11 protein-coding genes and 1 pseudogene are annotated in these 20,669 nt (G+C 46.0%); 6 read left to right on the top strand and 6 right to left on the bottom strand.

The genetic code is table 11. The features are described from left to right. Nucleotides 1-3 precede the first annotated feature (3 nt). From sbcC to addB, 4 genes are all read right to left on the bottom strand, one after another. Entirely contained in the window at nt 4-3,396 is a 3,393-nt protein-coding gene (sbcC, locus tag NYE43_RS05795) for an exonuclease subunit SbcC (protein ID WP_341061242.1), read from the bottom strand. Then, entirely contained in the window at nt 3,393-4,571 is a 1,179-nt protein-coding gene (sbcD, locus tag NYE43_RS05790; protein ID WP_103672327.1) for an exonuclease subunit SbcD, read from the bottom strand. Before sbcD ends, sbcC begins: the two co-directional genes overlap by 4 nt. A 71-nt stretch (nt 4,572-4,642) precedes the next feature. Continuing rightward, nucleotides 4,643-8,347, bottom strand: coding sequence for a helicase-exonuclease AddAB subunit AddA (gene addA / locus NYE43_RS05785; RefSeq protein ID WP_341061239.1), 3,705 nt, complete (start codon nt 8,345-8,347; stop codon nt 4,643-4,645). Beyond that, a complete protein-coding gene (gene addB, locus NYE43_RS05780) occupies nt 8,334-11,834 on the bottom strand; it encodes a helicase-exonuclease AddAB subunit AddB (RefSeq protein WP_341061237.1) in 3,501 nt (1,166 codons plus the stop codon). Before addB ends, addA begins: the two co-directional genes overlap by 14 nt. A 183-nt stretch (nt 11,835-12,017) precedes the next feature. On the opposite strand from addB, the gene NYE43_RS05775 reads away from it, so the two are divergent. Continuing rightward, a complete protein-coding gene (locus NYE43_RS05775; protein WP_024120837.1) occupies nt 12,018-12,455 on the top strand; it encodes a ferritin family protein in 438 nt (145 codons plus the stop codon). Nucleotides 12,456-12,583: 128 nt separating this feature from the next. Continuing rightward, on the top strand, nt 12,584-12,898 hold the full coding sequence (locus tag NYE43_RS05770; protein WP_341061235.1) for a four-helix bundle copper-binding protein: 315 nt from the start codon (nt 12,584-12,586) through the stop codon (nt 12,896-12,898). Nucleotides 12,899-12,931: 33 nt separating this feature from the next. Here NYE43_RS05770 and NYE43_RS05765 read toward each other — a convergent pair. Beyond that, nucleotides 12,932-14,663: pseudogene (locus tag NYE43_RS05765) on the bottom strand (ABC transporter substrate-binding protein). A gap of 115 nt (nt 14,664-14,778) precedes the next feature. Here NYE43_RS05765 and NYE43_RS05760 point away from each other — a divergent pair. Both NYE43_RS05760 and NYE43_RS05755 read left to right on the top strand, forming a co-directional pair. After that, nucleotides 14,779-15,981, top strand: coding sequence for an MDR family MFS transporter (locus NYE43_RS05760; RefSeq protein ID WP_024120834.1), 1,203 nt, complete (start codon nt 14,779-14,781; stop codon nt 15,979-15,981). A 107-nt stretch (nt 15,982-16,088) separates the two neighbouring features. Further along, nucleotides 16,089-17,243 (top strand): AbrB family transcriptional regulator, encoded by a 1,155-nt coding sequence (locus tag NYE43_RS05755; protein ID WP_101863817.1) that lies wholly within the window; start codon nt 16,089-16,091, stop codon nt 17,241-17,243. A 174-nt stretch (nt 17,244-17,417) separates the two neighbouring features. Here NYE43_RS05755 and ntdR read toward each other — a convergent pair whose 3' ends face one another. Further along, nucleotides 17,418-18,407: an NTD biosynthesis operon transcriptional regulator NtdR gene (gene ntdR / locus NYE43_RS05750; protein WP_095713678.1), complete on the bottom strand. Its 990-nt coding sequence runs from the start codon at nt 18,405-18,407 to the stop codon at nt 17,418-17,420. 105 nt (nt 18,408-18,512) lie between these two features. On the opposite strand from ntdR, the gene NYE43_RS05745 reads away from it, so the two are divergent. Both NYE43_RS05745 and ntdB read left to right on the top strand, forming a co-directional pair. Further along, nucleotides 18,513-19,838, top strand: a complete 1,326-nt coding sequence (locus NYE43_RS05745) for a DegT/DnrJ/EryC1/StrS family aminotransferase (protein WP_213418489.1) — start codon at nt 18,513-18,515, stop codon at nt 19,836-19,838. Beyond that, nucleotides 19,810-20,658, top strand: a complete 849-nt coding sequence (ntdB, locus tag NYE43_RS05740) for a kanosamine-6-phosphate phosphatase (RefSeq protein ID WP_024120830.1) — start codon at nt 19,810-19,812, stop codon at nt 20,656-20,658. Before NYE43_RS05745 ends, ntdB begins: the two co-directional genes overlap by 29 nt. The last annotated feature ends 11 nt before the right edge of the window (nt 20,659-20,669 follow it).

Here is a 20,669-nt window from a genome sequence, read left to right as displayed (position 1 = left end):
CCCTTACATCATCTCAAGTGTTATCCTTGTGCCGCGTCCGCTAGGTTCAGCCGGATGTACGATCAGCTTTTTCGGAAGCCGCGCCCGCAGTTCCTGCACATGGCTGATCACGCCGACAGACAGATTGTCTGACTGCAGTTTTTCCAAGGCGGTGACAACCGTATCAAGCAGATCTTGGTCAAGCGTTCCAAACCCTTCATCCAAGAAAAAGAACTGAAGCGGGTATTCACCGCGAAGCTGAATCTGCGCAGACAGCGCGAGAGCAAGAGAAAGCGAGGTAAGGAAGGTCTCCCCTCCTGACAAGCTTGATACCGGGCGCTTAACGCCTCCATTGGCATCATCCCGCATCACAAATCCCCCTTCTGAATCCACTTCAATGGCATAACGCTGTCTTGTCAGCACGCCGAGCCGTGCTGACGCATCCCGTGCAACACTTTCAAGCTGTTCCTCAGCTAAAAATTCAACGAACGTATTGCCTTTAAACACCGCTTGAAGCTTGTCCAGCCTGTCGATATGGGTCTGCCATTTTTTCAGCTCAGCTTCAATTTCATTGAAACGTTTGTGATGGTCGCGGATCACAGCCAGCGCTTTGGCCGCCGCTCCTTTTTCTTCCATAGCAGTCCCAAATGCCTCCTCGGCTTCTTTTAAGGACGTGACGGTTTCGTTCCATTCACTTTCGGATAAGGATCTGCCGGCGAGCTTATCAGACACACGTTTTAAGTTTGCGGCATTTTGCTTACATTTATCCAGAAACTGGTCAATGCTGCCTTTGATCTTTTCAAGCTCATCGGCTGGGATGAGACTGCGCTCCACCTCGTCAGCCCGGACAAAGCTGGTGCTTTTCGCATGTTCAAGCCAATCCGCTTCCGCTTTTTTCAACCTTTCTTCCGCTTCCTTAAGCGTATGCTCGCTTGCTGAAGCGCGGCTTTTTGCCTGATTGAGCATCATTTGGGCGCTTTGCAGCTCTTCATATAGAGATTGTTCTTTTTCCTTTAAACATTTCAGATCCTGCTGAACTGAGCGGAGCTTCGTTTGGATGGAATCCTCTTTTACATAGTCTCCGAGTTCCTGCTTATAATCAGCTACGACGCCCTTCGTACGTTCTGCGGCATAGTGAAGCTCCAGTTTTTCCCTTTCAAGCTGATGGCTCGATTCCCGCAGCCGCTCCTTTTGTGACTCATGCTCAGAAAGAAAAGCGATACTGCGTTCAATTCGTTTCTCGCACTCTTCCGCGGCCCGATCCTTTTCTTCAATGGCTTGCTGCCATTTTTCCGCTTCATCCAGGGATTGGCCTTCAAATGCTTCATGAAACATCTTCTGCTGGCTGTCCATCGAGGACTGAAGCTCTGCGATCATGCTGCCAATACGGTCAGCCTCTCTTTTTTCAAAACTCATTCTTTCATTAAGCTGCTCGACTTTTTTTAATGATTCCTGATATGCGCCAATCATTTGGGTCATTCGTGTTTTGACTGACAGGATGTCCTGTTTGATTTGCTTCCATTCAATTTTTGCGGCATGAAAAGCTTCCTGCACCGGCTGATTCTCGCAGGAAGCAGCTGCCTCAAGAGTCGGCGCTTGAATCGATTTCAAAAACGGACACTGCTCGAGAAAGCGGGCGGACTGCTCTTCAAGTGTGATTTTGGCAGAAAGAACCTCCTGACTGAGCGCCGCCGTTTCTGACAGCAAATCTTCTGTCTGTTTGATTTCTGCTTTAACATTGTGATCCGGCTCATATGTCCCATGTGCTGAGGCAGACGGGTCATGATCGGTTGAACCGCAGACCGGGCAAGGTTTTCCGGCAATCAGTTTTTCCGATAACTCTTTAGTTAGTGCTGCCATTCTTGCTTTCTCACGCTGAGTATGAAGTGTGTTTTGTCGCTGTTTTGCCTGATCAGCAGTACGCGTAAGGGATCGTTCCGTCTCGCAGACCATATGATACACAGCTTGCACAGCCTCATATGCCTGTATGATTTTATTTTCTTCCGCTTCAGCCTTTTGAACGAGTGTGTTCTTTTCCTCATTCATCTTCTGTAATACAAGGTTCAATGCGTCAATGCGTTTTTTCTCTTTTGCCAGCTGCTCCTCAGTCTGTCTGATCCGCAAAGCCATTTCAGCGGCCTGCTGGCAGCTTTTCCGCTCATCAGTGGTTACCTGCAAGGTTTTGAGCTGCTGTTTTAATTCCGTCTGTCTGTTTTGTCCCCTTGTAAGACGGTCAGTTACGGTTTCTAATTCCTTCATGACAGATTGAAGATTTTCGGCCTTCTGCTGAAGTTCAGCCTGTTTGCGCTCTGCCTCCTGCTGGGCCTCTCTCAATTTGATTTCGATCTCCTGCAAGCGGAAGAGCTGTTCCTGCTCAGCTAAAAGCTCTGGCTCTTTCTCGCTTTTATGGCGGCGCCACGCTTCATATTCTCCATTCTTTTGCTGAAAGAAAGCGGTGCGTTCTGTTAAATCCTTTTGGGCAAGCACTTCTTCCCTCGCGGCCTTCTCCTCATGCTGTACCGCTTCCAAGTATCGGTCCGCATACGGCTTTAAAGCGGCTGCTGTTTCCGCTTCCGCCAGGCGTTTTTGCATGCTGCCGACATGCGGTTCTTTCTCTTCAAGCTGCTTTTTCTCTGCTTCATAAACGATTTTTTCCTTTTGGACATTCCAGATCTCTTGATGCTCCGCAAACCGTTCTTTTATTTGATCACGATTTTTTCTCACTGATTCCAGTTTGGCTTCCGCTTGTTCAACCGCTTGTTCAGCTTGTTCAACCGCTTCTGAACTCGCCTCGCCGAGACCCGATTGCTCTGCAAGCATTTCGTTTTTTCTCGCATTGGCTTCCTGCGCCTGCCGTCTCAGCTTTTTCACAAGGCGGTCTCCATACTGTTCCAAATTGAATAAACGCTGAAGCATATGCCTGCGTTCCGCCCCTTTTAAGGAAAGAAATTCAGCAAACTTCCCTTGCGGCAGCACAACCGCTCTCGTAAAGTCGTCGATGGTCAGCCCCAAGAGCTCCTCGACTCTTTTGTTCACTTCATTGGCCTTATCAGCAAGCACAGTTTGCTCATCCTTGATCTCGATGAAACGGCAAAGCGCTGTTTTCACTTTCATTTCATCCGTTCTCTTAAACACACGCTCGACTTTGTAAGAGGTTTGATGATTGGTCTGAAGCGCAAAGGTAAAGGAAACAGTCAGCGAATCTTCCGCATGGTTTAAGATCCCGTGCGTATTGTTCGCCGCCCGCTCTACCTTTCCGTATAAAGCAAGGGTCATCGCATCAAGGATCGAGGATTTACCGCTTCCTGTCGGCCCGAAAATACCGAAGACACCCGCACCGGAAAGGCTGTCAAAATCTATCGTCTGCTCCTCCCTAAAGCTGTGGAGCCCTTTTATCGTTAAGGCGATCGGCTTCATCTTGCTTCCTCCTCATCTTCTGCGCCTGATGCAAGCTCTAAAAACAGCTTCACCATTTCATCATCCGGCACTGCGCCGCCTGTCTGTTTTTCATAAAATTTCTTAAAACGGTCTTCGATGGACACATGCTTAACCTCGATCCGTTCGCGCTCACTATTTTGTTCTTCAAAGACCGGCCTGATATGGATAAAGCCCGGATGTGCTTTTCGCAGTCTGTGAATGTCTTCAAGTGACAGCTGGTCCGTCACACGGATTTCAAGATCAATCCAGGCATTCTGATCCCTGCCTTCATCGAGCCAGCTGTATACCTCGCTTAAACCATTTTGCGCTTTCCATTTCACGAGAGACTTGCCGCTTGATAATAAAACCTCATGCCATGAGGCCTCTTCGCCAGGCTTTGCGTCTACAATGGTCACCGATTTGGCGTAGCCTGCCTCAGAAAAGCTGTAGGCCAGCGGAGATCCAGAATACCGCGCAAGCGTTCGCGCCCGTTTAATCGTTTGCGGCCGATGCAAATGGCCAAGCGCCACGTAAGCGGCATCCGCCGGCAGGCTTTCAGCGGCCACCGTATAAGCGCCGCCGACTTCAATCGGCCGCTCCGAGTCCGTTTGGTTGCCGCCCGCAACATAAATATGGCTGGCGGCAATCTTTACGGCGTCTTTTCGGAAGCGGCTTGTAATCTGTTCAAACGCCTGCCTGATTTTCACATCATAGTGATCACGGAGAAGTTTCTCATCAAATGTATCGGAAAGAACTTCATTTAACCGTGCCTCAGACGGATATGCCAGCGCTCCGACAGCCAAAAGCTCACCTGCTGAAGGCACTTCTATATGAAGCGGTTCAGTTGTCGGATAGCCGATTAAATAAATGCCGTTCTCATGTGTCAGCGGTGAAGCAGCGGACAATCTGTCAGGATTATCATGGTTTCCGGCAATGACAACGATCGGGCGCTTTCCTCTGTCACTGAGAGCGGACAGGCTTTCATAAAATAACTGCTCGGCTAAAGCCGGCGGGTTCACGGTATCAAACGCGTCTCCCGCCATCACAATAGCATCGATCTGCTCTTCCTTTACGATTGTATTCAGTTCGTCCAATACATCCGCCTGTTCACTCAGCCTGCTTCTTCCTTCAAGGGTTTTTCCTAGATGCCAGTCAGCCGTATGTAAAATCCGCAAATGCGTTCACCTCTCTTTTGTATAGAAAACGAGATCCGCTCCGTCTGAATTCCCGGAGCTTATGGATCTCGTTATAAAGTCAGAATGTGCCCTCCGTCAAAGAAATAAAGCGCACACCCTCTTACCTTCGTTTGAGCAATTTGTTCAACGGCCCTTGTGTACAGCTTAATTTGCGTTTCATATCTCTTTTTCAGGATCGGGGCTGCTCCTTCAAAGCCGTGCTGGAATTTACCCTCAATTCGGTCTGTTTTATAGTCCAGCAAATATAAGCCATCCTCTGTTTCGTAGAGACAATCGATGATCCCCTGCACCAATAGCGGCTCATCCGCCTCTTTCGCATCAGGATAAATCTCTTTTGCCGGAAGCGCCAAACTGAATGGAACTTCGCGGTTCTTCCATTTAGCGCCGATCAGTTTTTCGCCAATTTCCGTATGGAAAAATTGAACGATTTCCTCGATATTGATAGCGGATTGCTGTTCTTCGGTGAGCAGCTCTTTTTCATAAAGATGCTGCACTGTCCGTTCCGCTTCTTCTATCGTCGGCACATGTGTCAGCGGAATATGCTGCATGACCGTATGCATAGCTGTTCCTTTTTCTGCTGCTGTCAGGCCTTTTTTCATCATGAAAGCCGGGCGTCTGTACAGAATGCTTCCATCAGCCGGTTTAACGGGCGCCCGTCCGCTGTATTCGTCTTCGTACTCTCTTCTTCTCTTAATCTCAGAAACGGACTGCTTCGTGCGAATTTGTGTCACCTCGTGATGCGAATACTTCCAGACCAGCCGCTCCCGAGCTTTTTCCTCAAATGCAAACGGGCCGGGAACCGGTTCACCACGGCGGATCGCTTCAAGGCGTTCGCTTTTTTCTTCCAGTCTCTCTTCCAGCTCATCATCAAGCAGATCATATGAATGAATCATTTGAATAGCAAAGCGGGCCGGATGGCCTGATATATCAGAAACCGCTGCCGTACCGCCCTCAGCTAAAGACTCCAAGTCTCTGTGTCTGACAAGAGCAGGTCCGATGAAATCCAAATACGTTTTCGCCTGATAGCGGTCAAATTCCGGCAGAAGCCAGTCAGCTTGGGACGCGGATGCCTGCCATTTTGCCAGCTGTTTCTGATGATCCTTGCATGAGCCTACAAGAAACAGCTTTTCCTTTGCCCTCGTTAAAGCAACATAGAGGACACGCAATTCCTCAGACAGCAATTCCCTGCGCATTTTTTTCTTCATCGCGATGAGCGGAAGCGTCGGATAGCTGATGCGCCATTCTGGATGGATAAATTTCGTGCCAAACCCAAGCTCCTTGTCCAGCAGGTAGGATTTGTTGAGATCCATCATGTTGAAATTCCGGCCGAGTCCCGCTGTGAAGACGACTGGAAATTCGAGCCCTTTGCTGCTGTGAATCGTCATCAAACGGACAACATCCTCCTGTTCGGTCAACGCTCTCGCCGTTCCCAGATCATCGCCGCGTTCCTGCATGCGTTCGATAAACCTCAAGAATCGAAACAGGCCGCGAAATGCCGTCGATTCATATTGGCGCGCCCGGTCATAAAGGACACGCAAGTTAGCCTGGCGCTGTTTTCCGCCGGGCATCCCGCCGACATAATCCATATATTTTGTGTCGCGGTACACTTCCCAGATCAGCTCTGACACCGAATGGTTTTTCGAAAAAGCGCGCCACTTTTGCAAATGTCCGTAAAACGTTTGCAGCTTTTGATAGAGCTCATCGTTTCGGTCGCCGGCTGCCAGATAGTCTTTCATTGCTTCATAGTACGGCGCCTTTTTGTTTTCAAGCCGGATCAAAGACAGCTCGTTCTCGTCAGCACCGACAATCGGTGAACGCAGAACGGAAGCAAGCGGAATATCCTGATACGGGTTATCAATCACCTTCAGGACAGAAAGCACCACAGACACTTCTACCGCATCAAAGTATCCTGATGTTAAATTGGCGTAAACCGGTATGCCCTGAGCTCGCAGTTCCTCCATGATTTGCGGCGCCCACGGCATCGATCGCAGCAAAATCACGATATCGCGGTATTGAATATTGCGATGTGTCTTCGTTTTCCCGTCATATACTTTAAATGGCGATGAGATCAGCTTGCGTATTTCTTTAGCGATCGCTTTAGCTTCGAACTGCACCGTTTCCAGCTCTTCCGCTTCCTCGCCTGCGTCCGCCTCCTCTGACTTGTCAATCAGCAGCAGCTCTGTTTCCGTTTCGTTGTTTTCCGGATACGCCGCTCCGAGTTTCAGCTCAGCCTGTTCATCATAATCGACCTCGCCGATTTTGCCGCCCATCAGCTGTTTGAACAAGAAGTTTGTGCTGTCTAAAATATCAGCCCTGCTTCGAAAGTTTTTGTTCAAGTCGATTTTCCGGCCCGTACCTTCTCCGCTCTCTGTAAACCGTTTGTACTTTGAAAGAAAAAGAAGCGGCTCCGCAAGCCTGAATCGATAAATCGACTGTTTGACATCTCCTACCATAAACAGGTTGCCTGTCTCTTCCGGCCCGCTTGTGAGGAGCTGAAGAATGGATTCTTGCACCAGGTTGGTATCCTGATATTCATCGACAAGCACCTCATGAAACTGCTCTTGATAAAATCTTGCCGCCTCACTCGGCTCACGTTCGCCTTTTTCGTTCACAGCGGTCAAGATGGACAGGCAATAATGCTCCAAATCAGAAAAATTGATAAGCGATTTCTCCTGCTTCGCGGCTTCAAACCGTTTCCCGTAGCTGATAACAAGCTGGACGAGTGTTTCAATGACAGGCTCCATGTCAGCCAAACTTTTTACATGCTGCTCCGGGCTTCTGGTGAAGTAATCGGTTTTAAGTTTTTCAAGCAGTTTTTTGGCGCCATTTCTTAAGTCTGTCGCTTCATCAAGCAAGACGGGATCGAACTCGTCCCCTTTCACCGCTTTAGCACGCTTAAAGGAGACAGCGGGCACGCGTTGATAAAGTTCATTGAAGTCATCCTGATGCTGAATCAGGTCATCAATCTGCGCGAGATCATCGAGAAAATTTTCAGCGCGCGGCGCAGGTCCGCCCGGCGCTATTGTCAGCTCAAGGGCACGCTGCAGCTTTTCCTTTGCTCCGTCCAGCACCATCGCAATATCTTCTTGTACATACGGATAAAACGGCAGTTCCTCGATCGCGCTCTTTTCTGTTACATCATACAAATGAACAAAGCTTTTCAGCCATGTCTCCGGATCAGGATGGGAACGGGAATACTCGTACACCTGTTTCACGAGATATTGCAGATCTAAGTCATGCCGGTCAGTCGTGTAGCGGTCGACAAGCTCAAAGAACGCCTTATCACCCTTTGCATATTCATCCTCAAACAGCTCATCAAGCACCTCGTCCCCGAGAAGCTCGCCTTCTGTCTGATCAGCAATCCGAAAGCCCGGATCAAGATCAATCAGGTAGTAATATTTTTTCAGCACCTGCAGGCAAAACGAATGAAGCGTTGAAATGCTGGCCCGGTTTAACAGCGACAGCTGGCGTCGGATATGCAGTGATCCTGGGCGTTTCACCAGCTCTTTTTCCAGTGCATCCGCGATCCGGTGTTTCATCTCTGCCGCTGAGGCGTTTGTAAAGGTGACAACGAGAAGCCGGTCTACATCAATCGGATTTTCTTCCGCCGTGATTTTCCGGATCATTCTTTCGACAAGAACAGCGGTTTTACCGGAGCCTGCCGCCGCTGCCACAAGGATATCCTGGCCGGTTGAGACGATGGCATTCCACTGGTCATCTGTCCATGTGCTGTCTGCCGGTTTAGGAATGTTCATTGCCATCAGCCTCCTTCTTTATCCAATCAAGTACCGTCTTGTCCTTTTCGGCCTTTAACAGACGATACTCGTTTTCTTCTAATGATTCATCAAATTGGCATACTGATTTGAACGCACAGTATGTGCAAGGCGTCTTGTTCTTCATTTTATACGGCTCAATGGATACGCGCCCGTCAGTGATTTGCTCGCCTGCTTCTTGGAAGGTGCGGCGCACATGCTTCGTCAACAGCTCAAATTCTTTTTCACCGACTGCCGCTGAATCCGATCTGAGTGAGCCGTCTTTCTTCAGGCCCGCATTGATGATATTTGATCTTCCTTCTTGAAGGGTTGTATCCATGAGGCGAATCGCTTCCTGATCACCGAGGAGGAGGCCCTTCATCTTAAATTTCTTAAAAATTTCCTGTTCAATTTCATCAAGTCCGAGCGGAAGATTCGATTGTATCATCGGGTCATGAATATGGAAATACAGCACTCCGGCCGGCGTGGCTTTCATTCCTAGCCAGTCTAACGAATGTGTAATCGATAAATCCAGATACGTCAGCATTTGCAGCGCAAGTCCGTAATACACTTCCGCCAAGTCAAGGCCTTTATCGCTGGATTTATAGTCGACAATTCGGAGGAGCAGGCCTTTAGAGCTTTCCGCTTTATCCACGCGGTCAATCCGCCCGACGAGCTCCATCGTACAGCCGTTTTTCAGCTTAAAGGTAAGCGGCGGGAGCGGGCCCTTTCCGCCAAAGCCCAATTCAAGGCCGATCGGCACGAATCCGCTCGCTTTTGCATGCTCGCTTAAAATGCCGGACACGCGTGTCACAATTTTTTGCAGTTTTTCCTTCACGTAATAATGTCTGTTTGAACTGAGCAGAATTTCTTTTTGCAGTTTCGGCGCCAGCCGCTCGACCGCATCATAAGAAAACAGCTCGCACTGCTCCTTCGTTAGGTCGCGCCAATCTATTTTGTGCTCGCGCAGCCGGTCTGAAATCAGTTTTAAACTCGAATGAAAGAGCTGCCCGATATCCGGTGCTTCAAGCTTGAAAAATTGACGTTCCTTCAGATGCAGCCCGTGAGACGCAAAATGGGAGAACGGACAAGCGTTAAAGGTTTCCATCCTCGACACGCTCCCTTGAATGCGTTCACCATAGAGCTGTCTCGATACAGAGCGTTCAAGCTGCTTGACTTCATTTCGGAAAAACAGGCTTGAGAAAAGCTTTTTCGACTCCAGCCTGTCAGGTTCATTCATCAGCGCATTGTACGCGCTCCACCATACGTCGCTGATTTCATATTCCCTCGTCCATAATCTGAGCTGGCTAGCGGTGTATGATTGTGCCACGCTTTTATTGACAAGGTACATAAGCTGTTCCTCATCGCTGACCTGCTCCGGTTCATTTGTCAATAGACGCTCACGATGCTGCGGAAACAGTTCTTCCAGCCGCTTGATTACAATCGACGACAAAAGCGTTTTCCCTTCCGCATCAGCAATCGGATACGTCACATAAAGGCGGTCAGACGGGCTTGAAAGCGCCATATAGATGAGGAAATGCTCATCAAGCAGACGCTCCCGCCCGCCGGAGGAAAGCTCAATACCTATCGTCTTCAGCCACTCACGATCATCATCCGACAGCACCCCGTTTTCGTCAGGGCGAGCCGGCAGGACGCCGTCGTTTGCCCCGATCACAAAGGTGCATGAGGTGCCGTATATTCTGGACAAATCCATATTGCCGACAAACACCTGATCAAGCGCCGGAGGGATGAGAGAGAATGTCAGCGACTCTGCACCGGTCTCCATCATTTGCTGAAACAAATCGAGAGAAATTTCATCTTCGCCCATCATTTCCACAAACTCCTCAAGCAGCTGAATGACTGCATCCCACGCCTGCTGGTGCTGCTGTGCTTCAATGATTCTGCCGTCTTCCTCAGCCCGCTGTCTTTCCTGATCCAGCTTCAGCGGCACATCTGTCTCTTCTAAATAACGGTAAAGCGCCTCCGCCTTCTCTTGAACCGTTTTTGCTTTTTTCATTCGTTTCTGCAGCTGGAACAGCGGCGGAACAATCCAATCGCGCGTGTCATTCAGCATGTTTTCCATTTCGATTTCTTGATCGGTCTGCGCAAATTCATCATCTAACGACACAAAACGTCTGTAATGGAAACGATCATCCTTTGTCCAGCGATCGCCTTTGATCCCGTAAGCGATACAGTAATTCTCCAGCTGATCAACCTGCTCTCTTACCTTGGCCTTCGGCTGGTTAAGCGGGAATAACAGTTCGGTTTTCACGCAGCGGAACACCGCTTCATAACGCCAATTTCCCTTTAATACGTCAAGGCTTGACCGGATAAATTCTACTAACGGGTGGTTCAGCATAGATGTTTTCCCGTCAATAAAATAAGGAATCTCGTAATCTGCAAATACTTCCTTGACCATATCCTTATAGTCTTCCGGCTGACGCGCTAGAATCGCCATATCCTTGTAACGGTAGCCCTTCTCTCTGACAAGGCTGTGGATTTCCCGGGCAATACCTTCCAGCTCTGCTCGTCTGTTAGCGGCCTGCATCACGGTAAAAGCCTCTTGTTTCTCAGTAAACGGAATAACCGGACGCGCTTCATACTGTGCTTCTAAATGGGCTAATTCCGGTGCGCGCTTGTGCCGCTTTGATTCATCAAGCTCTTTATAGGTGATGTCCAGATTCAGTTCCTTTGCCGTCTGGTGGAGGCGATAATACGTTTTTCCCGTCATTCTGAACAAATCAAGTTCCTGCGGCTCCCCCTCATGTGACGGCTTGTCCGCTGTGAGTGAAAACGTGATATGCTCTGCCTGAAGCATAAGCTGCTCTAACACCCTGAATTCCTGCGGTGTAAACTGATAAAAGCCGTCTACATAGACATGTGCCCCTTTCAAATCTTCCGCCTGCGGGATATGCTCTGCCAATAGTGTCAAATAATCCTCAGAATGAAGATACTGATCCTCAAGGCTTTTTTCCATCTGCTGGTACAGGATCGATAAATCATGAAGCTTTTCAGATAAAATACGTTCCCCCCGATACTCGGAAGCTGTTCCGCTATCCGCCATCCGTCGAATATCTTCCGGTTCCAGACAGTATCTCTTAAACTCAGTCAGCATCCGTTCTACCTGTGCGGTAAAACCGCTTTTATCACTTGCTTTTTGATAGACTTTAAACTCCTGTTTGTGCTCTTCAATGAGCTTCCGCAGGAGCATCTGTACGCCCGTGCTCGTAAGAAACGGCCTGCTCATTCCTCCCGTATGCTGGAGGACGCGCCAGGCCAGTCGTGAAAAGCTGAAGACTTGAGCACGAATCATGCCGCCCGTATCAGGCGTTTTAGCAAGCTCGTATTCCATTAAAAACGTCATTTGATCCGGGACTAGAAAAATGATCGGTTTCCCGAATGGAGCCCGGCGCAGTTCATCTTGAATGCTGTCGATGATCAGCTTCGTTTTTCCACTCCCGGACCTGCCTACTAAAAACTCTGCTCCCAAATTAGAAGACCCCTCTCTTTTTATCTGTTTATATTTTATCGAATATTGACGAAAATGACCAATCTGATCTATTGGTAAAAACGGCCTTTTCACTTATGAGAAGTGAATTTCTCCGCACATGTTTTCTGGCCTCACATATACTTTTACAGAAGCCCAATTCCTTAAGAATGGAGTTGAACCCCCTTGTATTACAGCTATTTTCCTTATCCAGCGCAATACCGGGAAGACCCTGTTTTGATTCAAAATCTCCAGAAAGCCATCAACGGAGAATTCAGCGCGGTTCAATGCTACCGCAGGCTTGCTGAACTTGCCCACCCTGCCGATGTCAGAAAACAAATTGAAGAAATCAGGCGCGATGAGATCCGCCATCTCCGTGATTTCTCCTCATTATACGGAGCCATTACAGGCAAACATATCATGCCGAAACAAACAGAGAAATGCCCGGACACTTTTACAAGAGGACTTGATGCCGCTTTTAAAGATGAACAAAAAACCGTTGACTTTTACTTACGCGCAGCTGAGGAAACCTCAAATGTAAAGGCAAAGGGTATCTTTACGCGCGCCGCACGAGATGAACAAAACCATGCTGTCTGGTTTTTATACTATTTGATGGATCGCTAGCACACGATTTTGATAGACACGATCAGATTATATTTACACCCTCTCCCCCTAAAACACACTCCACTGTTTTTCTTAACCTCAGCCGGGAAACATAACATCATACACGAACATATGAGGGGGAATCAAGCATGCAGCAAACCATTGAAGCTTGTATCGAATGTATGGAAGCTTGCAACCATTGTTTTACAAAATGTTTAGAAGAAAGTGCGCACCACGATCTGAGCGGCTGCATCCGGCTTGACAGGGAATGTGCGGATATTTGCGCGCTGGCAGTGAAAGCCATGCAAACGGACAGCCCCTTTATGAAAGAAATTTGCGCACTTTGCGCCGATATTTGTGAAGCCTGCGGCACTGAATGCGAAAAGCATGATCATGATCATTGCCAAGCGTGCGCGACGTCTTGCTTTGCATGCGCCGATCACTGCCGCAAAATGACTGCGTAACGAAGCATGAGAGGGGTCAAATGAGAGCCCTCTTCACTCTTTTGACAGCCATACAGAGTAAAAATCAATCCACCCCTCTTCATCCAGCATCAGACCCTCAACAGTTTCACTCGATGCAACCTCAAGCACATTTTGATACAGCGGAATCGCGCTGAAATCGCCTATAAGCTGACGGTCAATTTGTTTTACTATATTCATTCTGGAAGGCCGGTCGGGCAATGAAAAAAACCGTTCTATCATTTCTGAAAATGTCCGTTTCTGTTCATCTGAAAGATGCTGATGCAAAAAGCTGTTCTCCGAAAGCAGCAAATGCAAAAAACCAAACTCGCTTTCTTCATAAAACGTTGCGCTGTCATGAATGATGTCAGCCATTTGTACGATTTCCGGGCGGCGCAAATCGGCAGCAGCACAAAATTCCAGGTCAAGCCTAATACCGTTCCGTTCACAAACCTCTTGAATCCACGCTGCGTCCTCGCGATGATCCGTTTCAGAAAAGGTAAACAGTGACAGCGTTTCCCCCGCATATCCGCTTTTTTTCATTAATTCCGCAGGGGAAGCATCTCCCCAGTCAAAAGGCGCCGGGGTGGAAAAAAGATGATACCGGAATGCTTCTGTTTCCTCCCGCCTCACGAACGAGCTGTTCAGATGAAATCAGCAGCCGAAGGGCTTTTCTCAAGCTTGGATGCTGAAGCGGTCCTATCTTTCTAAGGTTTAGTGACAAGTATTGAACATGCCGTTCTTCAAAAACAGTTTGCCGCTCAGGAGGTTTCTGTTTTTCTCGAAGGGTAAATCCGTACATATCATCTGCTTGCTCAGTAAACACAAACTCAATACGATCTAAGAATGCCCGGCCCTTAAAATAACGCTCGTTGGCTTGAAGAATGAGCATGTGTTCGTCATGCTGAACAAGGCAAAAAGGTCCCGTCCCATTCACCCCGCCGTTCATTTCTGCCGGCAGGATAGACAGCCGTTCATCACAAAGAATATATGGCAAAAGCTCATTCGGCTGATCGAGCTCAATGTCCACACAAAAAGGCCCTTTCTCTGAAATCCGTTCAACACCTTTCAGCAGCCATTTATATGGATTTTCATCATGATCCATAAAACGCTGAAACGTAAATACAACATCCCTTGACGTCAATGGCTTTCCATTATGAAAAGAAACGCCTTTCCGAAGAAAAAATCGCCAGCGTTTTTCCCCCGCCTTATTCCATCCGTGGATTAAATGCGGCTGCGGCTCTCTCTTTTCCCGATCAAACCGGAGCAGTGTATCATAAATCTGCTTGACAAAATGGCCCTCTGATCGCAGAAAGATCCTGCACGGATCAAAACTGCTTACCGCTGCTGGGGCTATAAACAAGCGCAGCACATCCTGTTCACCATCCTGTCCGGTTTCTGTTACAAAACCGAACACCTCAGAAAACCACAAGTCATACATATTTTGAATCCCCGGAAATGCCGGCTGATAATGGTCAAGCAGTTCTTTTGCTTTTTCAAGTTTACCGGCTGTTGTATATTCCTTGGCAGTTTGAAGCAGCAAATCTTCCGGCTGACGGAGAAAAGCGATTTTTGATTTATGGCCGCGCCCCGATCCGCTTTCGCGAATGATCCACTTTTTGCTCTCCATCTTATGTAAAATCAGCTTCGCATTTCGCTCTGTACAATATAAACAAGCCGCAATCTCACTGAGCGGCATTTCCTTCATCTGTCCCGGTTCGCCGCTCTCAGCTTTTGCGAGCGCCACATAGTGGTCAATCAGCTTCAATCCCTGCACCTCCTGACAAAAAAGGGGAATCTTTTTCTCTTATTTTCTTCTCTTTTTGGCCCGCCGCCCCTTCTATACACTACTACTATATCAAACAGCGAAAGGCGGAAATCATATGTTTATCCTCTTCCAATCAATTAAATCCCGCTACACAGCACCCGTTTGGCTCCGATTTTTCGGCGAAATGCTCACAAGCCTGACAGGGGCCATGATGGGGCCGTTTATGGTGCTGTATCTGCATGAGCAATTAAACGGAAGCGTGATGCTTCCCATGCTTATCATCAGTCTTCAGCCCTTCGCTGATATTTGCCTGACACTCATAGCGGGACGTGTGACAGATCAGCTCGGACGGCGAACAGCGATCCTGACTGCCCTGCTTCTGCAAACAGCGGCAATGGCGGGTTTTGTTTTTGCTCATGATGCGTATTTTTTCGCTTTCCTTTATATCCTCAACGGCATCGGCAGATCCCTGTACATTCCTGCATCACGCGCACAGATCGCCGAAAGCACGCCGGAAAGCAGACGTTCGGAAGTTTTTGCCGTCATCAATGCCATCTACTCAGCAGGCTTGACGGCAGGTCCGCTGCTTGGGCTGCTGCTGTACGCTCATGATCCCGTTTGGATATTTGCATTAGATGCCGCGGCGCTGTTCATTTATTTTCTTATCGCCGCCTTTAAATTACCAGAAACAAAGCCGCTAAAAGCCGATCATCCCGCAGCATTATCCGCGCGTTTCACAAGATATCGGCCTGTTTTGATCCTTTTGCTGCTTTCTCTCCCAATCAGCATGTTATACGCGCAAACAGAAACGACATACAGGCTGTTCAGCAAAAGTATGTTTTCTGATTACCTGTCCATGCTGGCAATCTATTCGGCAGCAAAAGCTTTATTAAGCTTTGTTCTTCAAGTACCTCTAGTAAAATGGACAGAAAAGTTATCGATGAAAACGATTCTTCTCATTACCTATATTAGCTACTCACTTGCGGCCGCCGGCTTTGCATTCTCAACATCTTTAACGCTGCTTATGCTGACTGCTGCCGTGATGACGGTTGGAGAAAGCATCGGACTCACTCATATCCAAACCTTTATTTCCCGGCTGGCGCCGCCGCATATGCTCGGCCGTTTCTATGCGATATACGGCTTGCATTGGGATATTTCACGGTCAATCGGACCGCTGGCCGGCGGACTGATCCTGACTTCGTTTGGCGGAGAAATCATGTTTTACACTCTTTCCGTGTGTCTTCTCGCCGCCGGTTTCTTGCAGTCTCATATCATGGAGAGGATTGAATATAAGGTCATAAGAAAAATCAATGGCTGACAGAAAAAAATTCATAATTTCTTTATCAACAAAAATATACTATAGTAATCATACATTCACTACATGAACAATTGGAGCTGTAAGTTTATAGGAAGAAGGGTTTTATATTGAAGAAAGACAAAAATCTCCTCACAGATCTATGGTTTATCGCAATCAGTGCAGCCGGGGGGTTTATTCTTTCGTTAACCGGAATATCGATCGGATGGATGATCGGAACGCTGATTGTCGCCTGCTGTCTTGCTATGATACGGCCGGCTTGGCTGATGATGGCGCCAGACCAAAAAGGAATTAACCGCCGGTGGCTCGCTCTCGGGCAGATGATCCTCGGCATTGAATTGGGCCAAAAGCTGAACCTATCCGTTCTGTCTGTCCTCAAAGATCATTGGTTTTCGGTCGGCATCATGCTGATTTTATCGATACTTCTTGCCATGCTGTCAGGCTATGTGCTTTGGCGTTTCAGCAAAACGGATATGATGACCAGCTTTGTCGGCACGGCTCCCGGCGGACTGTCCGCCATGCCGAGTATTGCTCAGGAGGTCGGTGCCAATACCGCTATTGTCAGTCTCGTTCAAATGATGCGGGTGCTGCTCGTGGTCCTGTCTATTCCGTTTTTGGTTATCCTGATTTACGCTAAACAAGATGGCCCTGCAAGTGCCGCAACACAAACGGTATCCGCTGCTACGACAGAAATCGGGCTCGCTCCCGTACTGTGGACCGGCGTTCTCATTTTCATTGCCTGGGGAGCTTGTAAAGCGGCAAAATATTTAAAATTTCCCGCTCCGTGGCTGCTCGGCAGTATGCTCGGTGTAGCGGCCGTGCACATAGGCGGCGCTTCAATAACAGGCCATGACATGCTTGCATGGTGGCCGTCACAGGCCAACCATCTTTCGCAGATATTTCTGGGGGCTACAATCGGTTCTAAGATGTACAAAAGCATGTTTGCCGGCGTTACACGTATCATGATCGTCGGTTTCATTTCATCAGTCGGCTTAATTGCCGCTATGCTTTTAAGCGCGGTGATCGTTTCCAAACTGACAGGGATTTCGCTGATCACCTCTGTTTTGGCATTTGCACCCGGCGGCATTGCAGAAATGGCGACCACGTCTGTTACATTGCATGCCGATTCCACCTTTGTCGTTGCGGTTCAGGTCATACGCGTCATCCTTGTCATCGCCCTCTTGCCGCCGTTTTATCGTCTGCTTCACCATCTTCATGGTGAAAAAAAAGGCAAAGAGAGTTCGATAAGCGGCAGCAATGCCTAGTTAAAAAAAGGAATACTTAGGAAGAAAAGGGCAGGAGCGACTCTATTCTGCAGAGTATGGAGACTTCAAAATGAGGCAGGAAAGTGAAATTTCCTGATTGAAAAAGAGGTTATATATGATAACCTCTTTTTTCTATACAAAGTGATAAAATGATAAGGAAGTGAAAATCTCTAGTTACGTTGATTCTCTTATAATAAGATTTGTTGGCAGTTTAATAATTTTTCTGTTTAAAGAAGTGTTCCCCGAAATATACTCGATTATTTTCAACACAGCCTGTTGACCTAATTCTATTATGGGAATATCAATTGTTGTTATGGTCGGAGTAACGACTTGGCAAATCGAATGGTTGTCAAAACCAATTACAGCTAAGTCTTCTGGAACTTTAAAGCCATTTTTTATCGCCTGTTTAATAATCCCTGCGGCGACTTGATCATTTCCTGTAAATATTGCTGAGGGTCTGTCCTTTAGATCCTTTATCTTATGAAAAACACGAAAGCCATCCTCGATATTAAACAATTCGCCGAATATCCATTCGTTTCTATGATGTAAATTGTAATCTTGTAAAGCTTTCAAGTAACCCTCTCTCCTCTGACATTGAGCTTCGCTATATGGAGTATCAAAACAAAATCCAATTTTTTTATGTCCTCTTTCAATTAAATGTGCTACCCCCATGTATGCGGCTTCAAATTCATCATACCCAATGATCGTTATGTCCGCTGAGTGATGATATTCATTACACAATAAGATAGGACCATACTTTAAGAAAGGGGATATCTTATCCCATTCATTTTCTAAAGTTCCAAGAATAATGCCATCAACTTCTTTATGTTTCAATAACTCTAATAATTCCAGCTCTGTCTGTTGGTCATAAAAGGTTTGAAATACAATGACCTTGTAATTCTTAAACAGCGCTTCATGAGAGACCCCTTTTATTAATTGAGCAAAAAATGGATGGTCGATACTCGGAACCGATAAAGCTATCGTTTGTGTCTTATTTCTCCTAAAATTCCGAGCTAAATAATTGGGAGTGTAGTCAAGATCGTTAATAGCCTCTAAGATCATATCTCTTTTTTCTTTTGATACATAAGGATGATTATTCAATACTCTTGATACTGTGGTTTTAGACACATTGCACAATTTTGCTATTTCATCAATTGTAGGCATATTTTCCCTTCCTCAAAAAAGTTATTGACATGTTATCGGTTTCAGAAATTAGGATAAATTTGTATCAAATTTTCCAGATTATAAAAATCATTGGAGGTACTGTTCATGCAAAAACAGGTTAGAGTTTCAGGTAAAAGTAAAGAAAACATGTTATTGCTAAAACACTTAAAAGGTGACATGCAAGGAAAAGAACTTGTTATTGAAGACAGTATTGCAAACGAGCGGTGGAAACAAGTATTAAAAGAAAATACAGATATTGAAAACGACCTTTTCAACTACCAAAAAAATCGTGAAATCAGTAAAGTCCCTTTTATGCCTGTAGACAGATTAATAACCAATGATGAAGTGGATGATATCTTAAATACATTAACTGCAGTTTTGCCAACTGGAAAATTTACGAGTGGTTCCTATTTAGAGCAATTCGAAGATGTTTTATCTACATATTTACATAAAAGGTATGTAATTGCAACTAGCAGTGGAACGGATGCTATTATGATAGGATTATTGGCTTTAGGGTTAAATCGTGGGGATGAAGTGATCATGCCAGCTAATAGCTTTGCAGCTACTGAAAATGCTGTGTTAGCTTTGGGAGGCGTTCCTGTCTATGTAGATATTAACCCGCAAACATTCTGCATCGATCCTAACAAAATCGAGGAAGCAATAACTCCTTATACAAAATTTATTCTGCCTGTGCATTTATACGGAAAACATTCAGAAATGAAGCATATCCGTCAAATAGCCAATCGTTATCAATTGAAAGTAATTGAGGATGCTTGCCAAGGAATTGGACTGACAGACTTAGGAAAGGATGCAGACATCACTACATTAAGTTTTAATCCATATAAGAATTTTGGTGTATGTGGTAAGGCTGGAGCAATAGCAACTGATAATGAAGAACTCGCTAAAAAATGCATTCAATTTAGTTATCATGGTTTTGAAGTAAATGTGAAAAATAAGAAAGTCATCGATTTTGGACTTAACTCAAAAATGGACAATTTACAAGCAGCTATTGGTTTAGAGAGAATGAAGTATCTTTCATTAAACAACTTCAAAAGACTGTTTTTGGCGGATAGATACATTACTCAATTAGCAGAATTACAGAATAAAGGTCTTATTGAATTACCGGAATTAAGTGAAGATCATGTGTGGCATCTGTTTCCTATTAAGGTAAGAACAGAAGATAGGACAAATATCATGACGAAATTAAATGAAGAGTTTGGTGTTCAAACAGATGTATATTATCCAATCCTGTCTCATATGCAAAAAACTCCTTTAGTACAGGACAAGTATACAAAACTCCAATTGGTCCATACGGAAAAAGCTCATAGCCAGGTACTGCATTTGCCATTATATCCGTCATTTACTTTAGAAGAACAAGACAGAGTAGTGGAGGGTCTGTTTCATGTTATTAAGCAAGAAGTCAGAGTATAAAACGTTATCCAAGGTTGACCATCCTAAGTATATTGTTTTTTGTGATTTTGATGAAACGTATTTTCCGCATACAATCGATGAACAAAAACAACGAGACATATATGAACTCGAAGATTATCTAGAACAAAAAAGTAAAGATGGGGAACTACTCATCGGATGGGTTACCGGGAGCAGTATAGAATCTATTCTGGATAAAATGGGACGAGGAAAATTTAGATATTTCCCGCATTTTATAGCTAGTGATCTTGGAACTGAAATTACGTACTTTTCAGAGCATAATTTCGGACAGCAAGATAATGAGTGGAACAGTCGTATAAATGAAGAGTTTAGTAAAGAAAAGATTGAGATACTTGTAAAACAGTTACATGAAAATCATAACATTCTTTTGAATCCGCAAACTCAATTAGGAACGTCACGGTATAAGCATAATTTTTATTATCAGGAACAAGATGAAATAAACGACAAGAAAAACCTATTAGCAATTGAAAAGATCTGCGAGGAATACGGAGTTTCAGTTAATATAAATCGTTGCAATCCCTTAGCAGGTGATCCAGAAGACAGCTATGATGTAGATTTTATACCCATGGGAACAGGAAAGAATGAAATTGTAAAGTTTATGTTAGAGAAATACAACCTAAATACTGAAAAAGCTATCGCATTTGGAGATAGCGGAAATGATGTTCGTATGTTACAGGCAGTAGGAAATGGATATCTACTTAAAAATGCAACACAAGAAGCCAAAAATCTGCATCAATTGATAACCGATAGTGAGTACTCAAAAGGAATTACCAATACCTTGAAAAAATTAATTGGATCATGAGGAGGAAATAG

The sequence above is a fragment of the Bacillus sp. FSL R5-0434 genome, assembly GCF_038004745.1.
GTDB classification, from domain to species: Bacteria; Bacillota; Bacilli; order Bacillales; family Bacillaceae; genus Bacillus; species Bacillus halotolerans.
The sequence above is the reverse complement of the archived record's forward strand: the minus strand, read 5'-3'. Positions and strand labels throughout refer to the sequence as shown.